Raw genomic sequence first — 20,398 nt, forward strand, 5'->3', positions numbered from 1 at the left:
GCAGTCAGTCGAACAGGGCTGCGGTGAACGCGTTGGCGAAGCGGTGCTGCGGGTCGAGCGACTCACGCACCTGCCGGAAGTCGTCCCACCGCGGGTAGAGCGCCGGCCAGTCGTAGAGCGACTCGTCGAAGTACTTGCCCCAGTGGGGTCGCCCGGACTCCCGGGCCAGCACCTGCTCGACCGCGTGCAGGAAGCTCTGCCCCTCTTCGGAGAGCGACCCGTCTTCGGAGTAGTAGACGACGAAGCCGAAGTAGCACGTCTCCTCGCCGTGCGACGGGCTCAGCCAGGCCTGCGACGGGCCCGTGCAGCGCAGGATCACCGGGTAGTGCATCGTCGGTCGGGTCTCGGCGTGCCAGCGCTTGATCGCCGTGACGACCTCACCGGCCCGCGAGAGCGGGACACCGATCTCGACGTTGATCTGCGGGGTCGCGATGCCCCGACAGAACACCTGGTAGATGTCGCCGGTCACGTCGGTGAAGTCGCGGAAGCGGGCGACCGTGCGGAAGGGCTTGCCGTGCTCGTCGACGATCTTGGTGTCGTCGCGCATCTGTCGCAGCGTCGAGTCGATGGTCTCGTTCATCACGTCGCTGGTCGTCGCGTGCTCGAGCAGCTCACTGCCACCCTCGCGGTAGCGGCGCACCTCGTCGTCGGTGGCCTCGGAGGCCCTCCATACCTGCACCTGGTTCTCCTGGGGGAACCACCAGGCCTTGACCAGCAGGTCGTCGTGGTTCCACCGCGCGAGGTCGTCCTCGAGCGTGTCGGCGGGAACGCCGTCCTTGCGGCAGGTGTAGACCGGCGAGGGCACGGTGCGCAGCGTCACCGAGGTGATCACCCCGAGCGAACCCAGACCGAGCTGGACGGCCGAGAACCACGGGTCCTCGCGGTCGAAGTCACGCACGGTGCCGTCGGCGAGCACCATGCGGATGGAGGTGACCGAGTCGGCGATCGAGCTCTGCTGCAGACCCTGGCCGTGGGTGCCGGTGGACAGGGCCCCGGCGAGGGTCTGCGAGGCGATGACGCCGGGGGAGGACGGCAGCATGCGACCGCGGGCGGTGAGCACCTCGTAGATGTCGCCCAGTGGCGTCGCCCCGGCGAAGGTGGCCGTGTCGGCGGTGCTCGAGAGCTCACCGGTGAGCAGGCTCAGGTCGAGCAGGGCGCCCTGCTCGGAGCCCTCGAGCAAGCGACCCGGCGACATGCGGCTGCCGATCATCCGCACCTGACCGGTCGTGCTGGCCAGGAAGGCCTGCAGCTCGGCCTCGGTCGTCGCGGCGGTGACCGATCCCGGCTGCCCGAGGGTGGCGTTGCGCGCCCAGTTGCGCAGGCGCACGTCCTCACCGACCTTCTCGGCGTCGCGGCGGGGGTAGGCCCGTCGCTCGCGGCGGCTGGGGGGGCTGGACAGGGAGGAGGCGTCGCTTCGGGCCGGACGACGGGCGCTACGAACCGGAACATTCATGACTCCATTGTCGTGCACGGCGCGAGTGACCGCCGCCGTCGTGGGCAACGGGAAATTGTGCGGTGCGGTGGAGGAGCCGTATCTGGTGCGGCCCGGGTCCCTCCTCTGGGTGTCGCGTGGCCTCGGGGGTCGCGCCCGTCGAAGAGGGAGCACCACCATGCCCACACCCAGGAAGCGACCTGTCGCGAGGCCCGTGAGCCTCGACGTCACCGAGCTGGCCCTACGGGGACGCGCGCCGGCCCTGATGCTGGCCAACCCCAACTACTTCGGGACGGTCAAGGGCAGCCAGCTGCCGGTGGTCTCGTCGCTGTCAGGAAGCACCACCTTCGAGCAGCTCACCTGCGTGGGCCTCGAGACGAGCCTCGACCAGGTCGAGGCGGTGGTCCGCATCGGTGCCAACGCGGGCTACTCCGGCCCCCTCTGCGGTGGCGGCTCGCAGGAGCACGTCCGATTCTTCGTCACCTACGACGGAGCGGCCTCGTGGACCGACCTCGGCGTGCAGTCCTTCACCGTCCACGACACGACCGGCGCGCGTCCCCTCGACTTCGCGGTCAACCTGTCGGTGCCGGTGCAGCACCGCTGGTGCTTCCTGCAGAACCAGCCGACCCTGCGGGCGGTCCTGTCGTGGAACCACGAGCCGACGCCGGGCGATCCCGACTTCCTCCCGATCTGGGGCAACGTGGTCGACGTCGTCGTCCAGCCCACCGGCAGCACCCTGCTCCTGCTGCACGACCTCGTCGAGGTCATCGAGGCCAAGGTGCCGCCGTCGATCACCGCCCTGCTCGACCTCGACCAGCCGCTCACACTCCACCCGCCCCAGCCGGCAACGTTGGTGTCATTGGCTGCCGGCTACCTGCAGGGCGACGTGCAGCCCCACCGGTTCCTGTTCCCCGCGCTGCAGAGGGCCACCTCCCAGGCCACGGTCCTGCACCCCCACCCGCTGCTGCCGTCTCCGTTCCTGAAGGAGATCGGGGTCGACACCGACCTCACCTCGATCCTCGACCTCATCGCCCAGACCGACGGCGACACGTCCTTCGAGGAGCTCGGGTGCGTCGGCTACGACCCGGTCGAGGACGCGCTCAGTGCGGTCCTCACCGTCAAGCGCCCCAACGGCTACTCCGGCGGACCGTGCACCTCGGGCTCCCACGAGTTCGTCGCCTTCTGGGTCGACTGGGGCACGGGCTTCGAGTACGCCGGCACCGCCACCGCCCAGGTGCACGACGTCACCGTCCCCGCGGGTGGTCTGCGGTATGCGGTCTACCTCCCGCTGTCGACGTGGGCCCACCGGCGCGCCTGCATGGACGGACCGGTCCAGCCGACCGTGCGGGCGATCCTGTCGTGGGAATCGACCCCGCCTCCCTCCGACCCAAAATGGGTTCCCACGTGGGGCAACCGGGTCGAGACCCACGTCGCGCTCCCACCGGGGTCGGTCACGGCGCTCAATCCCGTGCTCGACTCGCTCGGGGGCGTCCCGGTCTGCGCGATCGACCAGGCTGACGGCCGCACCACGGCCGGTGACCGACCCTTCGGCGGGGTCGTCACGGTAACCGGCTTCATCCCCGGCGCACCCGACCTCAGCGCCACGCCGATGCGCTACCAGGTGCAGGTCCGACCGGCGGGCGGCGGCTGGCAGACCCTCACGAACGACTTCGGCGTCACCGTCACCGAGCAGGTCGGCACGGCCCTCCCGGTGCAGTACGGCCTCACGCAGTCGGTCGACCCCGCCGGCTGGTACACCTACCTCGAGGACCCCAACACCGCTGGGGCGGGGTGGCGCCGCGTGGTCGGCAACGTGCTCGCGCAGTGGTCCACCTCGGAGCCGATGACCGGTCTGTGGGAGGTGCTCGTGCGGGCCAAGGACGGGGTGTCGACCTACGCGGCGCAGACGCTCCTGTGCTCCGACGGCACGCACCGCTCGTCCGTGACGCTGCGCCTCGACGAGGTGGCGCCGACGGCGACCTTCGCCCTGACCTCCTTCACCCGGGGCGGCGTGACCAACCCGGCGCAGGACTGCATGAAGTTCGTGGTCGGCGACGTCCTCCACGGCACCTACTCGGTCCTGGACGAGCACTTCGACCGGATCGCTCTCGAGCTGGAGCCGGCGAGCCAGGCCTTCCCGGCCCGGGCGGTCGACCCCACCTGGTATGCCCTTCACGCCCCGCAGCTGTTCCCCAGCTACACCGCGGGAGCCTCGACCACCGGTGTGGCTGCGGGCAGCTGGGACCTCGACACGGTCGGCATGCACTCGTGCGGCTACTCGTTGAGATTCCGCACCTGGGACCGCACGATCGTCAGCGGCTCGGCGATCGGCTGGGAGGCGCTGCCGCACGCGATCGGCTTCTCCCTGGAGTAGCCGGATGCACGGGAAGAGGGGCGTCTCTCCACCCCCACGGTGGTAGACGCCCCTCACTTCCGCCCCCTGCTGGCTGTGCCGATCTCGTGCGCCACCCCCCACGGGTGCGCCCGACCTGGTCCAGCCCTTCCCCCTGCGATGTCGGGAGTCGCTCCGGCCCCCCAGCCCTTGCGCTTGCCCGACAACATCAGCATACGGTCAAGAACGGGTAAAGTGCTCCGGGTTTGGCCAAACGGCCAGTGGCACCAACAGGACACCGGCGACCGGCACGGTGGAGAGGTGGTGGTGACGTGCGGGGTCGGCTCTCCCTCCGTGGTCGGCGAGCGCACCGGACGGGCCGTCATCTGCTGCTGCTCCTGCTCGTGCTGGTGAGCACGGCCGCCGTGGGGCTCGTCCTCGACCGCACCGTCCACGCGACCTCGAGCGCGTCCGACCCGGCCCTGGCCGCGGTGGACGCGCTCCCGGTCGTCGGTGAGGCGCCCGCCGCCGCCTACGACCGTGCGGCCTTCGGCCAGGCCTGGCTCGACACCGACCGCAACGGCTGCGACACCCGCAACGACGTCCTGCGGCGCGACCTGGTCGGCGCTCGCCTCAAGCCGGGCACCCGAGGCTGCGTCGTCCTGGCCGGCACCCTCACCGATCCCTACAGCGGGGCACCCCTCGACTTCGTGCGGGGCGCCTCCACGTCGCAGCTGGTGCAGGTCGACCACGTCGTGGCCCTCGCCGACGCCTGGCGCAGCGGCGCCGCCGGCTGGTCGACCGCCGAGCGCGAGAGCTTCGCCAACGACCCCCTCGAGCTGCTCGCCGTCGACGGTCGCCTGAACTCCGCCAAGGGCGACGGTGATGCCGCCACCTGGCTGCCTCCGTCCACTACCGCCCGCTGCGCGTATGCCGCGCGCCAGGTCGCCGTCAAGCTCACGTGGCACCTTGCGGTCACGCAGCCCGAGGCCGACGCCCTGCGGGCGGTGCTGGGCGCCTGCCCCGAGCAGCAGCTGCCCAGCCGCTCGCCCTTCGTGCTGGGCCCGCCCGACTGATCGACCCCCGACAACGAAGATGCCCGGTCCCACCGGGACCGGGCTGGTGACGATTTCGTACCGCAACGGGCCAATCGCCAAAGTCTTCGTCGGGAGCCTCTCGGCGTCCCTGTTCCTCAAGGTTTGCACTCAATCATCAAGAGGGACAGCGACTTCACCAGATACATGTCCGAAATGACCCAACGGAACCAGTCGGACTCACCCGTTCGGACCACTGCCTACGATGGGCGGGTGATGACGACCCCCGCCCCCCGCACCAGTCTGACCGGGCGCTCCTTCCTGCGTGAGCTGGACTTCACCCCTGCCGAGTGGGGCTCGCTGGTCGAGCTGACCCTCGAGCTCAAGGCCGAGCGGCGCGAGCGACGCGAGCAGCCCCGGCTCCTGGGCCGCACGATCGCCCTCGTCTTCGAGAAGCCGTCGACCCGCACCCGCTGCTCCTTCGAGGTCGCGGCCTACGAGCAGGGAGCCCACGTCACCTGCCTCGACCCCTCGGGGAGCCAGATCGGTCGCAAGGAGTCGGTCAAGGACACCGCCCGGGTGCTCGGTCGCCTCTACGACGGCATCGAGTACCGCGGTGACCGCCAGGAGACGGTCGAGACCCTCGCCCGGTATGCCGGGGTCCCGGTCTGGAACGGCCTCACCGACCGCTGGCACCCCACGCAGGCCCTGTGCGACGCGGTGACGATGCTGGAGCACGCGCGCCGGCCCGCCGAGCAGATCTCCTTCGCCTACCTCGGCGACGCCCGCTACAACATGGGCAACAGCCTGCTCGTGCTCGGGGCGATGTTGGGGATGGACGTGCGGATCGTCGCCCCGCCGCAGCTCCAGCCGTCGGCGCAGGTGCAGGAGCAGGCACGGGCCCTCGCGGCGACCACGGGGGCCCGGGTGACGGTCACCGACGACCTGGCCTCCGGAGTCGCCGGCGTCGACTTCGTCCACACCGACGTGTGGGTCTCGATGGGGGAGCCCAAGCAGGTGTGGGCCGAGCGGATCGCGCTGCTGGAGCCCTACCGCGTCGACGCCGCACTGCTGCGCGCGACCGGCAACCCCGGCGTGCGCTTCATGCACTGCCTGCCGGCCTGCCACGACCTCGAGACGCAGGTGGGCCGCGACGTGCACGACGAGTTCGGCCTCACCGAGCTCGAGGTCACCGACGAGGTCTTCGAGTCGGAGGCGTCGATCGTCTTCGACCAGGCGGAGAACCGCCTGCACAGCATCAAGGCCGTGTTGGTGGCCACCCTGGCCTGACGGGGCCCCCGGCGACGCGACCCGGTCTGGTCGCCGCGCGGTGCGACGGCAGCGTGACCCGGTGCCACAGCACGCGCTGCACCAGCAGGGTGGCGGTGCCGGCGACGACGAGACCGGAGAGGTTGAGGCCGAGCTGCTGCACCGACCCGGTCATCTCCGGCGTCGACCAAACGGCGATGCCGAGGGCGAGGTTACCGGCCGCCGGGACGGTGGTCACCGAGATGAAGACACCCACCAGGGACGACGACTTGCCCGTCGTCGTGCCGAGCACGCCGGCGACCCCGGCGAGCAGGGCCACGACGAACGACCAGTGGTCGGGCCGCCAGATGAAGCCGGTGAGCGGGCGCGGCGCGGTCACCAGCCCCGGCGTGACCCACCCCGCCCACCGGGCCAGCAGTGCGAGCAGCGTCACCGCGGCCACCGCGGCGGCGAAGCTCGTCAGCAGCACGACCACCGACCGGCCGACGATGCGCGGCCGGCGCAGCACGAGGCCGATGCAGATGGCGGCGACGAGACCGAACTCCGGCCCGACGACCATCGCGCCGACCACCAGCACGGCCGAGTCGGTGACGACGGCGACCGCCGCCAGCGCCACGGCCAGCCAGAGGAAGGCGTGGAAGGAGACGCTGGGTCGCACGGCTTCCCAGCCCTGCTCCTCGACGACCCGCCAGATGACGCCGTCCTCGGGGTTGCCCGGCGCCGCGCGCTCCGCGGCGCGGGCCGCGGCATACGGTGTCGCGCTGAGCTCGGAGACGCTGATGGCGCCGCGCTCACCCAACCCGAGGTCGTCGAGCGCGGCGAGCAGCGCACCGGCGCGCTCGCGGGCGACGTCCGCGAGCACCGCGTCGCCCTCGGGGTCGTGCGCTGCGCCGGGCAGGACCACGATGTTGCACACGGCAGGGTCGTTGCGCAGCAACGGTTCCACCCGCCCCATCAGGTCAGGCGGCACCGACAGGCGCAGGGCGACCAGCACCGGCTAGATGGCTCTGCCGACGAGGTGGCCGATGCCGTAGGTGACCACCATCGCGAGCAGGCCACCGGCGACGTTGCGGCCGACCTGGCGCCCGGCGGGCATGCCTCCGAGGCGAGAGCTGAGGATGCCGGTGAGGGCGAGGGCCACGACGACGAAGGCGATCAGCAGCGGCCCCCGCAGCGAGGGCGAGGAGAGCAGCGCGGCCAGCAGGGGAACGATGCCACCGACCGTGAACGCCGCCATCGACGCCCACGCCGCGTGCCACGGGTTGGTGAGGTTGTCGGGGTCGATCTGCAGCTCGACCTCGGCGTGGGCGCCGAGGGCGTCGTGGGCGGTGAGGGCGACGGCGACGTCCTCCGCGAGGGCGCGGGGCAGGCCCTTGTGCTGGTAGATCCGGGTGAGCTCCTCGAGCTCCTCGTCCGGCGTCTCCTCGAGCTCGCGGGTCTCCTGCGCGATGAGCGCCCTCTCGGTGTCACGCTGCGTGCTGACCGAGACGTACTCACCCACGGCCATGCTCAGGGCGCCCGCCACGAGGGCGGCGACGCCGGCGGTCGTGATCGGTGCCCGGTCGGTGGTGGCGCCGGCGACACCGACGATGACCCCGGCGGTCGACACGATGCCGTCGTTGGCGCCGAGGACGGCGGCGCGCAGCCAGTTGAGCCGGCTGCCGGCGTCGCCGTGCGGCTCGACCGGCAGCAGCTCGCCGGTCGCCTCGCCGGTCGTCTCGTCGGTCGTCCCGTCGGTGGGGGACAGGTCGGTGGTCATGACGCCTCCTCGGCGGTCGCGTGTCCTGCGGTGGCGGCCTCGGCGATGCGGTGGGCCAGCTCGATGTCGAGCTGGGTGATCCCGCCCGCGGAGTGGGTGGTGAGCACCCAGTGGGTGGTCGTCCAGCGGATGTCGATGTCGGGGTGGTGCTGCATCTGCTCGGCCACCTCGGCCACGTCGTCGACCAGCCGCACGGCGGCGGCGAAGGCGGGGGAGGTGTAGGTGGCCAGGAGCGCGGAGCCGGAGCGCCGCCACCCCGCGAGGCCGGTGAGCTGACGAGTGATCTCCTCGTCGGTCAGGAGACGCGACATGCCCACATGCTCTCCTGTCCTGCGGGCGTCTGTCACCGAAGGTGAGGCTGGCCTACCGTTTCCCCCGTGACCTCCCACCCGCGTCTCGTCGTGGGCGCGGCCCTCGTCGACGACCTCGTCCGCCCCACCCGTCTGCTCGCCGCCCGCCGCTCCGCGCCGCCAGCTCTCGCCGGTGGCTGGGAGCTGCCCGGCGGCAAGGTCGACGCGGGGGAGGAGCCGCTTGCGGCCCTGCACCGCGAGCTGGAGGAGGAGCTCGGGGTCACCGTGGCGGTGGGGCCGCCGCTGCCCGGGCCGCTGCCCGACGGCACCTGGCCCCTCGGGGAAGGGCACCGGATGCGCGTGTGGGTGGCCACCGTGACGTCGGGCACCCCCGCCCCGCTGCAGGACCACGACCGGCTGCGCTGGCTCACGAGCACTGACCTGTACGACGTGCCGTGGCTGCCCGCCGACCTCCCCGCCGCCCGGGCCCTCGAGGGCCTGCTCTCGAGCGTGGTCGGCGACCCCACGAAACCCTGAGACACTGGACTAATGGCTAGGAAGACCCGCGACGACATCCGTAACGTCGCCATCGTCGCCCACGTCGACCACGGCAAGACCACTCTGGTGGACAAGATGCTGTGGCAGTCGGGCGCGTTCGGCGAGCACCAGCACATCGACGAGCGCGCGATGGACTCCGGTGACCTCGAGCGCGAGAAGGGGATCACGATCCTCGCGAAGAACACCGCGGTGCACTACCGCGGCAAGGCCGCGATCGAGGCCGGCATCGCCGAGGGTGTGACCATCAACATCATCGACACCCCCGGGCACGCCGACTTCGGTGGCGAGGTCGAGCGCGGGCTGTCGATGGTCGACGGTGTCGTGCTCCTCGTCGACGCCTCGGAGGGCCCGCTGCCCCAGACTCGCTTCGTGCTGCGCAAGGCGCTCGCGGCCAAGATGCCGGTCATCCTGTGCATCAACAAGGTCGACCGCCCCGACTCGCGCATCGCCGAGGTCGTCGACGAGACCTACGAGCTGTTCATGGACCTGATGGACAACGCCGCTGACGCGGAAGGGCTCCTGGACTTCCCCATCGTCTACGCGTCGGCCCGGGCCGGCCGCGCGTCGCTGACCCGCCCGGACAACGGCGGCATGCCCGACGAGGACGACCTCGAGGCGCTCTTCCAGACCATCCTCGACACCATCCCCGCGCCGGTCTACGACGACGAGGCCCCGCTGCAGGCGCACGTCACCAACCTCGACTCGAGCAACTTCCTCGGTCGTCTGGCCCTGCTGCGCGTCTTCAACGGCACAATCAGCAAGGGCCAGCAGGTGATGTGGTGCCGCCACGACGGCACCCAGACCCGCGTCAAGATCACCGAGCTGCTGATGACCGAGGCCCTCGAGCGCAAGCCGGCCGAGAGCGCCGGCCCCGGCGACATCATCGCCGTCGCGGGCATCCCCGAGATCACCATCGGCGAGACCCTCGCCGACGCCGACGACCCGCGGCCGCTGCCCCTGATCACCGTCGACGAGCCCGCGATCTCGATGACCATCGGCACCAACACCAGCCCGATGGTCGGCCGGGTGCGTGGCTCGAAGGTCACCGCCCGCATGGTCAAGGACCGCCTCGACAAGGAGCTCGTCGGCAACGTGTCGCTGCGCATCCTGCCGACCGAGCGTCCCGACTCGTGGGAGGTGCAGGGCCGTGGCGAGCTGGCCCTGGCCATCCTCGTCGAGCAGATGCGTCGCGAGGGCTTCGAGCTCACCGTGGGCAAGCCGCAGGTCGTCACCCGGATGGTCGACGGCAAGATGCACGAGCCGGTCGAGCGCCTCACGATCGACACCCCCGAGGAGCACCTCGGGGCGATCACCCAGATCCTCGCGGCCCGCAAGGGCCGCATGGAGCAGATGACCAACCACGGCACCGGCTGGATCCGGATGGAGTTCCTCGTGCCGTCGCGCGGGCTCATCGGCTTCCGCACGCTCTTCCTCACCGAGACCCGGGGCACCGGTATCGCCCACCACGTCTTCGAGGACTACGAGCCGTGGTTCGGCACGATCACGACCCGCACGAGCGGCTCGCTGGTCTCCGACCGCAAGGGTGTCGTCACGGCCTACGCCATGGTCAACCTCCAGGAGCGCGGCGTGCTGTTCCAGGAGCCGACGACCGAGGTCTACGAGGGCATGATCGTCGGCGAGAACTCCCGCGCCGACGACATGGACGTCAACATCACGAAGGAGAAGAAGCTCACCAACGTGCGCGCCTCCTCCTCCGACAACTTCGAGAAGATCGTGCCGCCGCGCACCCTCAGCCTCGAGCAGTCGCTCGAGTTCTGCCGCGAGGACGAGTGCGTCGAGGTCACGCCCGAGGCGGTGCGCATCCGCAAGCTCGTGCTCGACGCCGGTGAGCGGGCCCGCACCTCCGCCCGGGCGCGCTCGGCCGCCAAGTCCGAGGCCAACTAGGGCACAGCAGTGGGCACCCCTCCCGCCGGTGCGACGCGGCGCAGGGCCATGGAACCGCGTGCCGTCGGCCTCGCGCTGCTCGCGGCCCTCGTGCTCGGTGCCTGCACGACGCCCCCGCGGCCACCCTCGCCCTCCTCGGCCGGTCGCGGGGGCACCCTCCAGGTGCTCCTCGACAGTCCCGTGCAGCACTGGGACCCGCAGCGCATCTACACCGGGCCCGAGGCGGGCCTGTCGGTGCGGATGTTCCTGCGCACCCTCACGACCGTCGCCGCCGTCGGGCTCGGGGTGTCGAAGGACCTGGTGCCCGACCTCGCGACGAGCACGGGTCAACCCAGCGACGGCGGCCGCACCTGGCGCTTCACGCTGGTCGGCGACGCCCTGTGGCAGGACGGGCGCACGATCACCTGCGAGGACGTGCGCTACGGCATCTCGCGCAACTTCGCGCGCGACGTGCTGCCGGGCGGACCTCCCTACGCCGTCTCCCTGCTCGACATCCCGCTGACGACCGACGCGAAGGGGCAACGCGTCTCGGCCTACGCCGGGCCCTACGCGCAGACCGGTCAGGCGGCCTACGACCGTGCGGTCTCGTGCAGCGGCTCGACCATCACCTTCCGGTTGAAGGCCCCCACCTACGACTTCGCCTCGGCGGTGGCCCTGCCGGCCTTCGCGCCGGTGCGCAAGGACCACGACCTGCGGGCGGCCGGCAACTTCTCGGTCTTCTCCGCCGGCCCCTACATGCTCGAGGGCGACTGGGTGCCCGGCGCCGGCGGCCGCTTCGTGCGCACCCGTTCCTGGGTCGAGGCCGACGACCCCGTGCGGGTCGCCTACCCCGACGTGGTCGAGATCCGCGAGGGGCTCGAGACGACCACGGCCATCCAGCGCATCATCGACGACCAGGGCGCCGACCGGTATGCCGTCACCTTCGCCGACGCGCCCCCGGCCCTGCAGCGACAGCTGCTCACCACCCCGGGCCTGTCGGACCGCGTGACCAACCCCGCCGCGGCGAGTGTGGAGTACCTCGCCCCCAACGTGCGCAGCGCGGTGATGGGCAACGCGAAGGCCCGTCAGGCCCTGGCCATGGCGACCAACCGCGACGCGTTCGTCACCGCCTACGGTGGGCCGTCGGCGATGACGCCGTCGTTCTCGCTCCTCGCGTCGAGCCTTCCTGGCCGGGTCGACCGCAGCCCCTTCGGCGTGGGTACGGCCGGTGACGCCGTCAAGGCCCGGGCCGTGCTCGTGGCGTCGGGCCTGACGCTGCCGGTGCCCCTGCGGGTGGCCTACCGGCAGTCAGCCGAGGCCGACACGGCCTTCGCGGCCCTGCGGGCGGGCTGGGAGCGGGCCGGCTTCGCCGTCACGCTGTCGCCGGTCACCGACGACTACTACGCGGCGATCTCCGCGGCGGCGGCGGCCGACCGCTACGACGTCGTCCGCGCCAGCTGGAGCGCCGACTGGCCGTCGGGTTCCACCGTGCTGCCTCCGACCTTCGACGCCCGGGTCAACGTCTCCACTGCCGGGCCCGGGCAGGACTACGGCTACTTCTCCGACTCGCAGGTCAACGAGGCCATGGACCGGGCCGCGGCCACCGCCGACGACGCGGCCCGGGCCGCGGCGTGGGGGCAGGTCGACGCCCTCATCGCCGCGCGGGGTGGCTCCATCCCCCTGGCCCAGCGCAAGCACGTGCTGGTCCACGGCTCGGGCGTCGTGGGCTACCAGGACAACCCGCTCTTCGGCGGATTCCCCGACCTCGCTCGGGTGCAGCTGGTCCAGGGCTGAGCCCCGGGGGTCCCGAGGTCGTCGCCGGCACGGGCCCGTCACGCAGGTTTTACACACCATCGGCCCGGCAGGCGCGATCCACGCCCCGGGGGGGCGTAACGTGAGCGCCGCCACGCCTGCCCACAGGCAACGTGTGGCCGGACCCACAGCCAGTTCTCAGCAACACACGCGAACGGTCACGATCCGGCGACGTCCGCCCCCGGTTGTTCACGATGTGGGACACGCTGGTCTAAGGTTTCGTCGATTCCCCCTCCGCACGGCGGGGTTCTTCCGTCAGAAGAGGTTCACCACCGCATGACCATCGCCCCGGGCCAGGAAGATGCCGAGTCGCGCGCCGTCGACGACGTCACCTCAGACGGTGCCGTCGCGATCAAGGGCCGCTCGCCGTGGGAGATCGTGCGGGCCCGCGTCCGTCGCGACAAGGTCACGATGGGGGCCCTGGTAGTCGGGGTGCTCTTCCTGCTCCTGGCCGTGCTCTCCCCGTTGATGCGCGCCACCGGGATCATCTCGCCCGACGCCTTCCACCCTGACCTCGTCCAGGGGCTGGGCTCCATCCCGGAGGGCTTCGCGGGCGGCATCTCGGCCGACCACTGGCTGGGAGTCGAGCCCGGCACCGGTCGAGACCTGCTGGCCCGCATCCTCACCGGCATGACCACGTCCCTCATCGTCGCGGTGTCGGCCACCGTCTTCTCGGTGGTCATCGGCACCCTGCTGGGTCTGGTCGCCGGCTTCGCCGGCGGATGGGTCGACTGGACGGTCAGCCGGTTCATGGACCTCGTGCTGAGCTTCCCCAGCACCCTCATGCTCCTGTCGCTCCAGCTGGTGCTCGTCGGCAGCATCGCCTCGGCCATCGGGCAGCCCGACAGCGCCCCGACGCCGAAGATCCTCTTCATGATCATCGTGCTCGGCTTCTTCGGCTTCCCGTTCTTCGCCCGCATCATCCGCGGGCAGGTGCTCTCCCTGCGCGAGCGGGAGTTCGTCGAGGCCGCACGGTCCCTCGGCGCGCGGCGGGGCCGCATCTACTTCAAGGAGCTGCTGCCCCACCTCTGGGCGCCGCTGCTCGTCTACACGACGCTCGTCATGCCGGCCAACATCGCGGCCGAGGCGGCGCTGGGCTTCCTGGGGGTCGGCATCAACCCCCCCACCGCGTCCCTCGGGGCCATCCTCAACGACTCGGTGGCCTACGCCCTGCCCGACCCGGCCTACTTCCTCTTCCCCGGGCTCACGGTGTTCGTGCTCGTGCTCTCGTTCAACCTCCTCGGGGACGGCCTGCGGGACGCCCTCGACCCCAAGGCGGGCCGTTCGTGACGTCCCACCCCCAGACTCCTCGGAGGAACACGTCCTCCGAAGGAACCTCGTGGCACCCGCCACAGGACAGCCCACCGCAGCAGCTGCGGTGGACAAGTGCATACAAGGAGAAGACATGATGCGCACCAGACAGGGCGCCTTCACCGTCGCCCTCGGGGCGGTCGTCGCGCTGGCGGCAGCGGCCTGCAGCGGCTCCGGCTCCGGCGGCGGAAGCACCGCAGGGTCCTCGGCCACCGCGGCCTCCAAGGGCGGAACGCTGTACATCCTCAACGTCGGGCCCCACAACGGTCTCGACCCCCAGCAGAGCTACGTCGGAGCAGACCTCGAGTTCGCCAACCGGGTCTACGCGCGCAGCCTGACGATGTACACCGCCGGCGAGAAGCCGGAGCTGGTCCCCGACCTCGCCACCGACACCGGCACCATGAGCGACGGCGGCAAGACCTGGGCGTTCACGCTCAAGGGCGACGCGAAGTGGCAGGACGGCAAGGCCGTCACCTGCGACGACGTGAAGTACGGCATCTCTCGCACCTTCGCGACGGACGTCATCTCCAACGGTCCGACCTACATCCTCTCCTTCCTCGACGTCCCCGAGGACGCCGACGGCGCTCCGGTCTACAAGGGCCCCTACAAGCCCAGCGCCGCTGGCGACGCCGCCTTCAACAAGGCGATCACCTGCGAGGGCGAGAAGCTCACCCTGCACTTCAAGAAGCCGTGGGCCGACTTCAACCAGGCGACCGCGTCGCTGGCCGCGTTCTCCGCCTTCCGCAAGGACAAGGACAAGGGGGCCAACAGCCTCTTCGACGTGTTCTCCGACGGTCCCTACATGCTCGAGGGCACGTTCGACGCCAACAAGGGCGGGACGTGGGTGCGCAACCCCAGCTGGACCGGTGGCGACGACCTGCGCAAGGCCTACCCCGACAAGATCGTCGACGTCGAGGGCCTGACGACCGAGGTCATCTTCCAGCGTCTCCTGGCCAATGGTGGTGAGGACAAGAACGCGATCACGTTCAGCTCCGCCCCCGCCTCGCTGCTCGCGCAGATCGTCGGCACGACGAGCGCGAAGGACCGCACCTTCAACCCGACTGCGCCCTACGTCAACTACCTGACGCCGAACTACCAGAGCGCCGCGATGAAGAACCCGAAGATCCGCCAGGCCTTCGCGATGTCGACCAACAAGGACGCCTACGTCACGGCCAACGGCGGACCGCAGGTCATGACCCCGACCAACGCCATCTGCAACCCGGCGCTGGCCTGCTACCAGGACTCCAACCCGTTCGGCGCGCCGAGCGCGGGTGACCCGGTCGGTGCCAAGAAGGTGCTGACCGACGCCGGCATCACGACGCCGGTCCCGATCACCGTGGTCTACCGCAAGACGGCGACGGCCGACAAGGCCTACTCGGCGCTCAAGCAGACCTGGGACCAGGGTGGCTTCAACACCACGCTCGAGGGCATCACGGACAAGTACTACCGCACCATCTCGAGTGCGGCGAGCAAGTCCAAGGACGTCTTCTCGGCCGGCTGGGGTGCTGACTGGCCCTCCGGCTCGACCGACATCCCGCCGCTGTTCGACGGTCGGATCAACATCACGGCGACCAGCAGCAACCAGGACTACGGGTACTTCAACGACGACGCGGTCAACAAGGCCATCGACGCTGCGTACCTCATCTCGGACGCCGCTGAGCGTGAGAAGGCCTGGGGCGCCATCGACGCGATGATCGTCGCCGACGGTGGTGTCGTGCCGCTCGTCGCTCAGAAGTTCGTGTTCGTGGCCGGCTCCAACATCAAGAACTTCGAGATCAACTCGCTGCTTGGTGGCTACGCCGACTTCGCGAACATCGCCGTCCAGTAAGGACTGCTGAACGCTCCACCGTGCCAAGAGGGCGCCGGGTGAGGAGGCTTGCCTCCCCACCCGGCGTCCCTCCTGGCCTCCGCACGAGAGGGAGGAAGCGCGCCGTCCGGCGCCGCAGCACTCATGTTCTTCTACATTCTCCGTCGGCTCGTCGCGCTGGTCATCATGCTGGCGATCATCACCCTGACCACCTTCCTCGTCTTCTTCGCCTCCCCGATCGACCCCGCCTCGCTCACCTGCTCGAAGAACTGCACGCCAGCGGTGATCGAGGGCAACCGGGTCAAGCTCGGCTTCGACAAGCCCATCCCTGTGCAGTACGCCACCTACCTCAAGGGCTTCTTCGTCGCGCGCGACTTCCCCGACGACCCGGCCCTGAAGAAGCTCAACCCGTCCGCTGTCTTCACGTGCGACGCGCCCTGCCTCGGCTACTCCACGCTCCAGGTCAGGGGCGTCACCGACATCGTCAGGGAGGGTCTGCCGATCACCGCCTCGATCGCGGCCGGCGCCTTCGTCCTGTGGATCGTCTTCGGGGTCACCTTCGGTATCGTCGCCGCGCTCAACCGTGGCCGATGGCCCGACCGGCTCCTCGTGGGGATCAGCCTGGTCGGCTACTCCCTGCCCTCGTTCTTCATCGGCGAGCTCCTGCTGGTCTTCGTGGCCATCAAGTACCAGCTGGTGCCCATTCCGGCCTTCACCCCGTTGAGCCAGGACCCGGTGGCCTGGCTCCAGGGGATCTTCCTGCCCTCCGTGACCCTCGCGGCCGTCTACAGCGCCTCCTACGTGCGTCTCACCCGCGCCTACATGCTGGAGACCATGTCGGAGGACTACATCCGCACGGCCCGCGCCAAGGGCGTCAAGGAGTTGACCGTCGTGCGCCGCCACGGTCTGCGCGCTGCCCTGACGCCCATCGTCACGGCCGCCGGGCTCGACCTCGGCGGGCTGCTCGGTGGAGCCGTCATCAGCGAGCAGGTCTTCTCCTTCAACGGGCTCGGCAAGATCGCGATCCTCGGCATCCAGCAGACCGACCTGCCGGTGATCGTCGGGGTCGTGCTCGTCGCGTCATTCTTCATCGTGTTCGCCAACCTCGTGGTGGACGTGCTCTACGGCGTCATCGACCCGCGTGTGCGGATGGCCTGAGGCTAAGGACAACACCATGACCACCACCACGAGCCCCCGTGCAGCGTCGCCCGCCCCGTCGGGTGACGCCACCGCCTACCTCTCCCTGAGAGACGTCAAGGTGCACTTCCCGACCGACGACGGCCTGGTCAAGGCCGTTGACGGCCTGTCCTTCGACCTCCAGCGGGGCAAGACGATCGGCATCGTCGGCGAGTCGGGCTCCGGCAAGTCGGTCACGAGCCAGGCCATCCTCGGTCTGCACCGGGGCACGAGGGCCCGGGCCTCCGGACAGGTGATCCTCGACGGCGAGGACCTGATGACCGTCAAGGACGAGCGCCTGCGGCAGCTGCGCGGCAACAGGATGGCCATGGTCTTCCAGGACCCCCTCTCGGCGCTGCACCCCTACTACACCGTGGGCTCCCAGATCGTCGAGGGGATCAGGGTCCACCACTCCGACATGTCGAAGTCGGCGGCCAAGAAGCGCGCCGTCGAGATGCTCGGTCGGGTGGGCATCCCCAGCCCGGCGCGCCGGGCCGACCAGTATCCCCACGAGTTCTCCGGCGGCATGCGGCAGCGCGCCATGATCGCGATGGCCCTGGCCAACGACCCCTCGCTGCTGATCGCCGACGAGCCGACCACCGCGCTCGACGTGACGGTGCAGGCCCAGATCCTCGACCTGATGCGCGACCTGCAGCGCGAGTTCGGCTCGGCGATCATCATGATCACCCACGACCTCGGGGTCGTCGCCGAGATGGCTGACGACATCCTGGTGATGTACGGCGGCAAGGCGGTCGAGTACGGCCCGGTCAACGAGGTCTTCTACCGCCCGAGCCACCCCTACGCCTGGGGTCTGCTCACCTCGATGCCCCGCCTCGACCGGGCCCGCAAGGCGCGGCTCGACCCGGTGCCCGGCAACCCGCCGTCGCTGATCAACGTGCCGTCGGGGTGCGCCTTCCACCCGCGGTGCGCCTTCCGCGACCAGGTGTCGGACGACCGCTGCCGCACCACCGTGCCCGAGCTCCAAGAGTCCCAGCCGGGTCACCTCGACCGGTGCCACCTGTCCACGGGCCAGCAGACGCAGCTGTTCGACTCCGTGATCAAGCCACGACTGTGAGGAGGGGCCGGTCATGAGCGAGCACCCCACCCGCGGCACCGACGCGACCCACGAGCCGACCGACAAGGCGACGATGACCGACACCCCCTCGACCACGCAGGACGCCGCCCTCACCCGGCAGGACGGCCAGGTGGCGCAGGCCCTGCGGCCCTCACCCGCCCGCACGGGCACCCCCCTGCTGCGTCTGACCGACATGCAGAAGTACTTCCCGCAGTATCGCCAGACCCTCATCCGGCGTCCCGACGCGCCGGTGAAGGCCGTCGACGGTGTGTCGTTCGACCTCTACCCCCGCGAGACCGTCGGCCTCGTCGGCGAGTCGGGCTGCGGCAAGTCGACGGCCGGGCGCACCATGCTGCGACTGCTCGACCCCACCGGTGGGCGGATCGAGTTCGAGGGCCAGGACATCACGAGCGTCAAGGGCGACGATCTGCGGCTGATGCGTCGGCAGATGCAGATGGTCTTCCAGGACCCCTACGGCTCGCTCAACCCCCGCCAGACGGTCGGCTCGATCATCGCCGCGCCGTTCGAGATCCAGGGCATCAAGCCCGAGCAGGGCACCCGCAAGGCCGTCCAGGGTCTGATGGAGCGGGTCGGGCTCAACCCCGAGCACTACAACCGCTACCCACACGAGTTCTCCGGTGGCCAGCGGCAGCGCATCGGTGTGGCCCGCGCGATCGCGCTCGAGCCGCAGCTCGTCGTGTGCGACGAGCCGGTCTCGGCGCTCGACGTCTCCATTCAGGCCCAGGTCATCAACCTGCTCGAGGACATCCAGCAGGAGTTCGGCATCGCCTACGTCTTCATCGCCCACGACCTGTCGGTGGTGCGCCACATCTCCGACCGGGTGGTGGTGATGTATCTCGGCAAGATCATGGAGGACGCCCCCCGCGACACCCTCTACGAGGCGCCTCAGCACCCCTACACCCATGCGCTGCTCTCGGCCGTGCCGACGCCCGACCCGGCGCGGGAGTCGAAGAAGGAGCGCATCCTGCTCACGGGTGACCTGCCGTCGCCGCAGAACCCGCCGAGTGGCTGCGTCTTCCGCACCCGCTGCCCCAAGGCGCAGGACAAGTGCGCGTCCGAGCTGCCGCTCCCGGTCGAGGTGGCTCCCGGGCACCGGGTCGCCTGCCACTTCCCCGAGGTGCGCAAGGTCATCTGAGAAGCGCCCGCCGTGACGCGTCTGCTCTTCGTCCACGCCCACCCCGACGACGAGACCCTGACCTGCGGGGTGACCATGGCCCACCACGTCGACCTCGGCGACGAGGTGCACGTGCTCACCGCGACGCTGGGTGAGGAGGGCGAGGTCATCCCGCCCGAGCTCGCCCATCTCGAGGGAGCGACGGGCGACCCCCTCGGGCCCTGGCGGCGCGAGGAGCTGCGTGAGGCCATGCGCCGCCTCGGGGTGGACCACCACGTGCTCGGGGAGGACCCCGGCGCCGGGGTCCTCTCGCGCTACCGCGACAGTGGCATGGCCGGTATGCCGGGTGCCCAGCACCCGCGCGCCTTCGCCCGCGCCCCGGTGGCGGAGGCGGCGGCTCTCGTCGCCGAGCACGTGCGGGCGCTCCGGCCGGACGTCGTCGTGACCTACGACCCGCAGGGGGGCTACGGCCACCCCGACCACATCCAGACCCACCGGGTGACCCGCGCCGCGCTCGCCCGGCTCGCCGCGCTCGACGACCCGGCCCAGCCCGGGCGTGCCTTCGAGATCCGCACACCCCTCACCTGGGCGCAGCAGGACCGGGCCTGGGTGCGCGAGCACGTCGTGCCCGGCACGCACGGGGAGTCCGCCCGCCGGCGCCTGGTCCTGCCCGACGCCGACGCCCTCAACCCGGTCGGCGTCGTCGACGACGACCGCGTGAGCCACATCGTGGTGTCCCCGGACTCGACGCAGCGTCAGGCTCTCGCGCTGCAGGCCCACGCCACCCAGCTGGTCGTCTACCGCACCCACGCACCCTCGCCGACGGCGGGCACCCCGTTCTTCGCCCTCAGCAATGAGGTGGCGACCCGCCTCCCCGGGCGCGAGGGCTTCGGGCGCGTCGACCCGGGGTCCTGGGCCGACGTGTCCCGACCGTCGTCGTCCGACGCCTGGTCGGCGGGCTTGGTCGCGGAGTGAGCGGACGGCATCGGGGCGCACCGGACATGCGGAACAATGACCAGGTGACCCTCACCCCTCCGACCTCTGACGCCTTCCGTCAGGCCATGGGCCGGTTCGCCACCGGGGTCACGGTCGTGACCACCCGCACCGGCGACCTCGACCACGCGATGACCGCCAACGGCGTGCTCTCGGTCTCGCTCGACCCGATGCTCCTGCTGGTCTCGGTGGAGCAGGAGGCGCGCTGGCACGACGCGGTCCTGGGAGCCGGTCGCTTCGGGGTCAGCATCCTCGCCGCCGCCGACCGAGCCACGGCGCTCTGGCTGGCCACCCGCGGCCGGCCGCTGCACGAGCAGCTCGCCCGCGTGCCCCACACGCGGGGTGAGGCGACGGGTGTGGCGCTGCTCGGCAACGCCTTGGCAACGATTGAGTGTCAGACCGTCAACACCGTGCCTGCAGGCGACCACACCCTCGTGGTGGGCGAAGTACTCTCCGTAGAGATCGCCGACCATCCGGGTGACGCCCTCCTCTTCTACCGAGGCGGCTTCGCCTCCCTGGCCTGAGACCCTC

The 20,398-nt window shown here is 70.7% G+C and carries 17 protein-coding genes; 13 read left to right on the forward strand and 4 right to left on the reverse strand.

Annotated elements, in window-relative coordinates; genetic code table 11:
* Positions 1 to 4: 4 nt before the first annotated feature.
* Complete coding sequence (locus tag V3N99_15905; GenBank protein ID MEO3938222.1) at positions 5 to 1,453, reverse strand: D-arabinono-1,4-lactone oxidase; 1,449 nt, start codon at positions 1,451 to 1,453, stop codon at positions 5 to 7.
* Positions 1,454 to 1,646: 193 nt separating this feature from the next.
* On the opposite strand from V3N99_15905, the gene V3N99_15910 reads away from it, so the two are divergent.
* The 3 genes from V3N99_15910 to argF all read left to right on the forward strand — a co-directional run bounded on the left by V3N99_15910 (position 1,647) and on the right by argF (position 6,088).
* On the forward strand, positions 1,647 to 3,806 hold the full coding sequence (locus V3N99_15910) for a hypothetical protein (GenBank protein MEO3938223.1): 2,160 nt from the start codon (positions 1,647 to 1,649) through the stop codon (positions 3,804 to 3,806).
* A 368-nt stretch (positions 3,807 to 4,174) separates the two neighbouring features.
* A complete protein-coding gene (locus V3N99_15915; protein ID MEO3938224.1) occupies positions 4,175 to 4,840 on the forward strand; it encodes an HNH endonuclease family protein in 666 nt (221 codons plus the stop codon).
* A gap of 234 nt (positions 4,841 to 5,074) precedes the next feature.
* Positions 5,075 to 6,088, forward strand: coding sequence for an ornithine carbamoyltransferase (argF, locus tag V3N99_15920; protein MEO3938225.1), 1,014 nt, complete (start codon positions 5,075 to 5,077; stop codon positions 6,086 to 6,088).
* Here the strand turns inward: argF and V3N99_15925 are convergent.
* The 3 genes from V3N99_15925 to V3N99_15935 are packed head-to-tail and all read right to left on the reverse strand — an operon-like array spanning position 6,057 to position 8,137.
* Positions 6,057 to 7,061, reverse strand: coding sequence for a DUF389 domain-containing protein (locus V3N99_15925; GenBank protein MEO3938226.1), 1,005 nt, complete (start codon positions 7,059 to 7,061; stop codon positions 6,057 to 6,059). The two genes, argF and V3N99_15925, sit on opposite strands and share 32 nt — an antisense overlap.
* Positions 7,062 to 7,064: 3 nt before the next feature.
* Positions 7,065 to 7,826 (reverse strand): VIT family protein, encoded by a 762-nt coding sequence (locus tag V3N99_15930; protein ID MEO3938227.1) that lies wholly within the window; start codon positions 7,824 to 7,826, stop codon positions 7,065 to 7,067.
* Positions 7,823 to 8,137 carry a 4a-hydroxytetrahydrobiopterin dehydratase gene (locus V3N99_15935; protein ID MEO3938228.1) on the reverse strand — a complete coding sequence of 105 codons (315 nt, stop codon included), beginning with the start codon at positions 8,135 to 8,137 and terminating at the stop codon, positions 7,823 to 7,825. Before V3N99_15935 ends, V3N99_15930 begins: the two co-directional genes overlap by 4 nt.
* A gap of 66 nt (positions 8,138 to 8,203) precedes the next feature.
* Here V3N99_15935 and V3N99_15940 point away from each other — a divergent pair, with 66 nt between their 5' ends.
* The 10 genes from V3N99_15940 to V3N99_15985 all read left to right on the forward strand — a co-directional run bounded on the left by V3N99_15940 (position 8,204) and on the right by V3N99_15985 (position 20,391).
* The gene (locus tag V3N99_15940) at positions 8,204 to 8,653 is read left to right on the forward strand and encodes a (deoxy)nucleoside triphosphate pyrophosphohydrolase (GenBank protein MEO3938229.1); all 450 of its coding nucleotides are present in this window, start codon (positions 8,204 to 8,206) and stop codon (positions 8,651 to 8,653) included.
* A 12-nt stretch (positions 8,654 to 8,665) separates the two neighbouring features.
* Positions 8,666 to 10,579 (forward strand): translational GTPase TypA, encoded by a 1,914-nt coding sequence (gene typA, locus V3N99_15945; protein MEO3938230.1) that lies wholly within the window; start codon positions 8,666 to 8,668, stop codon positions 10,577 to 10,579.
* A gap of 48 nt (positions 10,580 to 10,627) precedes the next feature.
* Positions 10,628 to 12,352: an ABC transporter substrate-binding protein gene (locus tag V3N99_15950; protein ID MEO3938231.1), complete on the forward strand. Its 1,725-nt coding sequence runs from the start codon at positions 10,628 to 10,630 to the stop codon at positions 12,350 to 12,352.
* Positions 12,353 to 12,646: 294 nt separating this feature from the next.
* Positions 12,647 to 13,660, forward strand: coding sequence for an ABC transporter permease (locus V3N99_15955; GenBank protein ID MEO3938232.1), 1,014 nt, complete (start codon positions 12,647 to 12,649; stop codon positions 13,658 to 13,660).
* A 115-nt stretch (positions 13,661 to 13,775) separates the two neighbouring features.
* A complete protein-coding gene (locus tag V3N99_15960; protein MEO3938233.1) occupies positions 13,776 to 15,509 on the forward strand; it encodes an ABC transporter substrate-binding protein in 1,734 nt (577 codons plus the stop codon).
* Positions 15,510 to 15,632: 123 nt separating this feature from the next.
* The gene (locus V3N99_15965; protein ID MEO3938234.1) at positions 15,633 to 16,646 is read left to right on the forward strand and encodes an ABC transporter permease; all 1,014 of its coding nucleotides are present in this window, start codon (positions 15,633 to 15,635) and stop codon (positions 16,644 to 16,646) included.
* A 16-nt stretch (positions 16,647 to 16,662) separates the two neighbouring features.
* Entirely contained in the window at positions 16,663 to 17,739 is a 1,077-nt protein-coding gene (locus tag V3N99_15970; protein MEO3938235.1) for an ABC transporter ATP-binding protein, read from the forward strand.
* Between the two features lie 193 nt (positions 17,740 to 17,932).
* Positions 17,933 to 18,895 carry a dipeptide ABC transporter ATP-binding protein gene (locus V3N99_15975; protein MEO3938236.1) on the forward strand — a complete coding sequence of 321 codons (963 nt, stop codon included), beginning with the start codon at positions 17,933 to 17,935 and terminating at the stop codon, positions 18,893 to 18,895.
* Between the two features lie 12 nt (positions 18,896 to 18,907).
* Positions 18,908 to 19,849, forward strand: coding sequence for an N-acetyl-1-D-myo-inositol-2-amino-2-deoxy-alpha-D-glucopyranoside deacetylase (gene mshB, locus V3N99_15980; GenBank protein ID MEO3938237.1), 942 nt, complete (start codon positions 18,908 to 18,910; stop codon positions 19,847 to 19,849).
* Positions 19,850 to 19,893: 44 nt separating this feature from the next.
* Complete coding sequence (locus V3N99_15985) at positions 19,894 to 20,391, forward strand: flavin reductase family protein (protein MEO3938238.1); 498 nt, start codon at positions 19,894 to 19,896, stop codon at positions 20,389 to 20,391.
* Positions 20,392 to 20,398: the final 7 nt, after the last annotated feature.

The organism is Dermatophilaceae bacterium Soc4.6 (genome assembly GCA_039889245.1).
Taxonomy (GTDB): domain Bacteria; phylum Actinomycetota; class Actinomycetes; order Actinomycetales; family Dermatophilaceae; genus Lapillicoccus.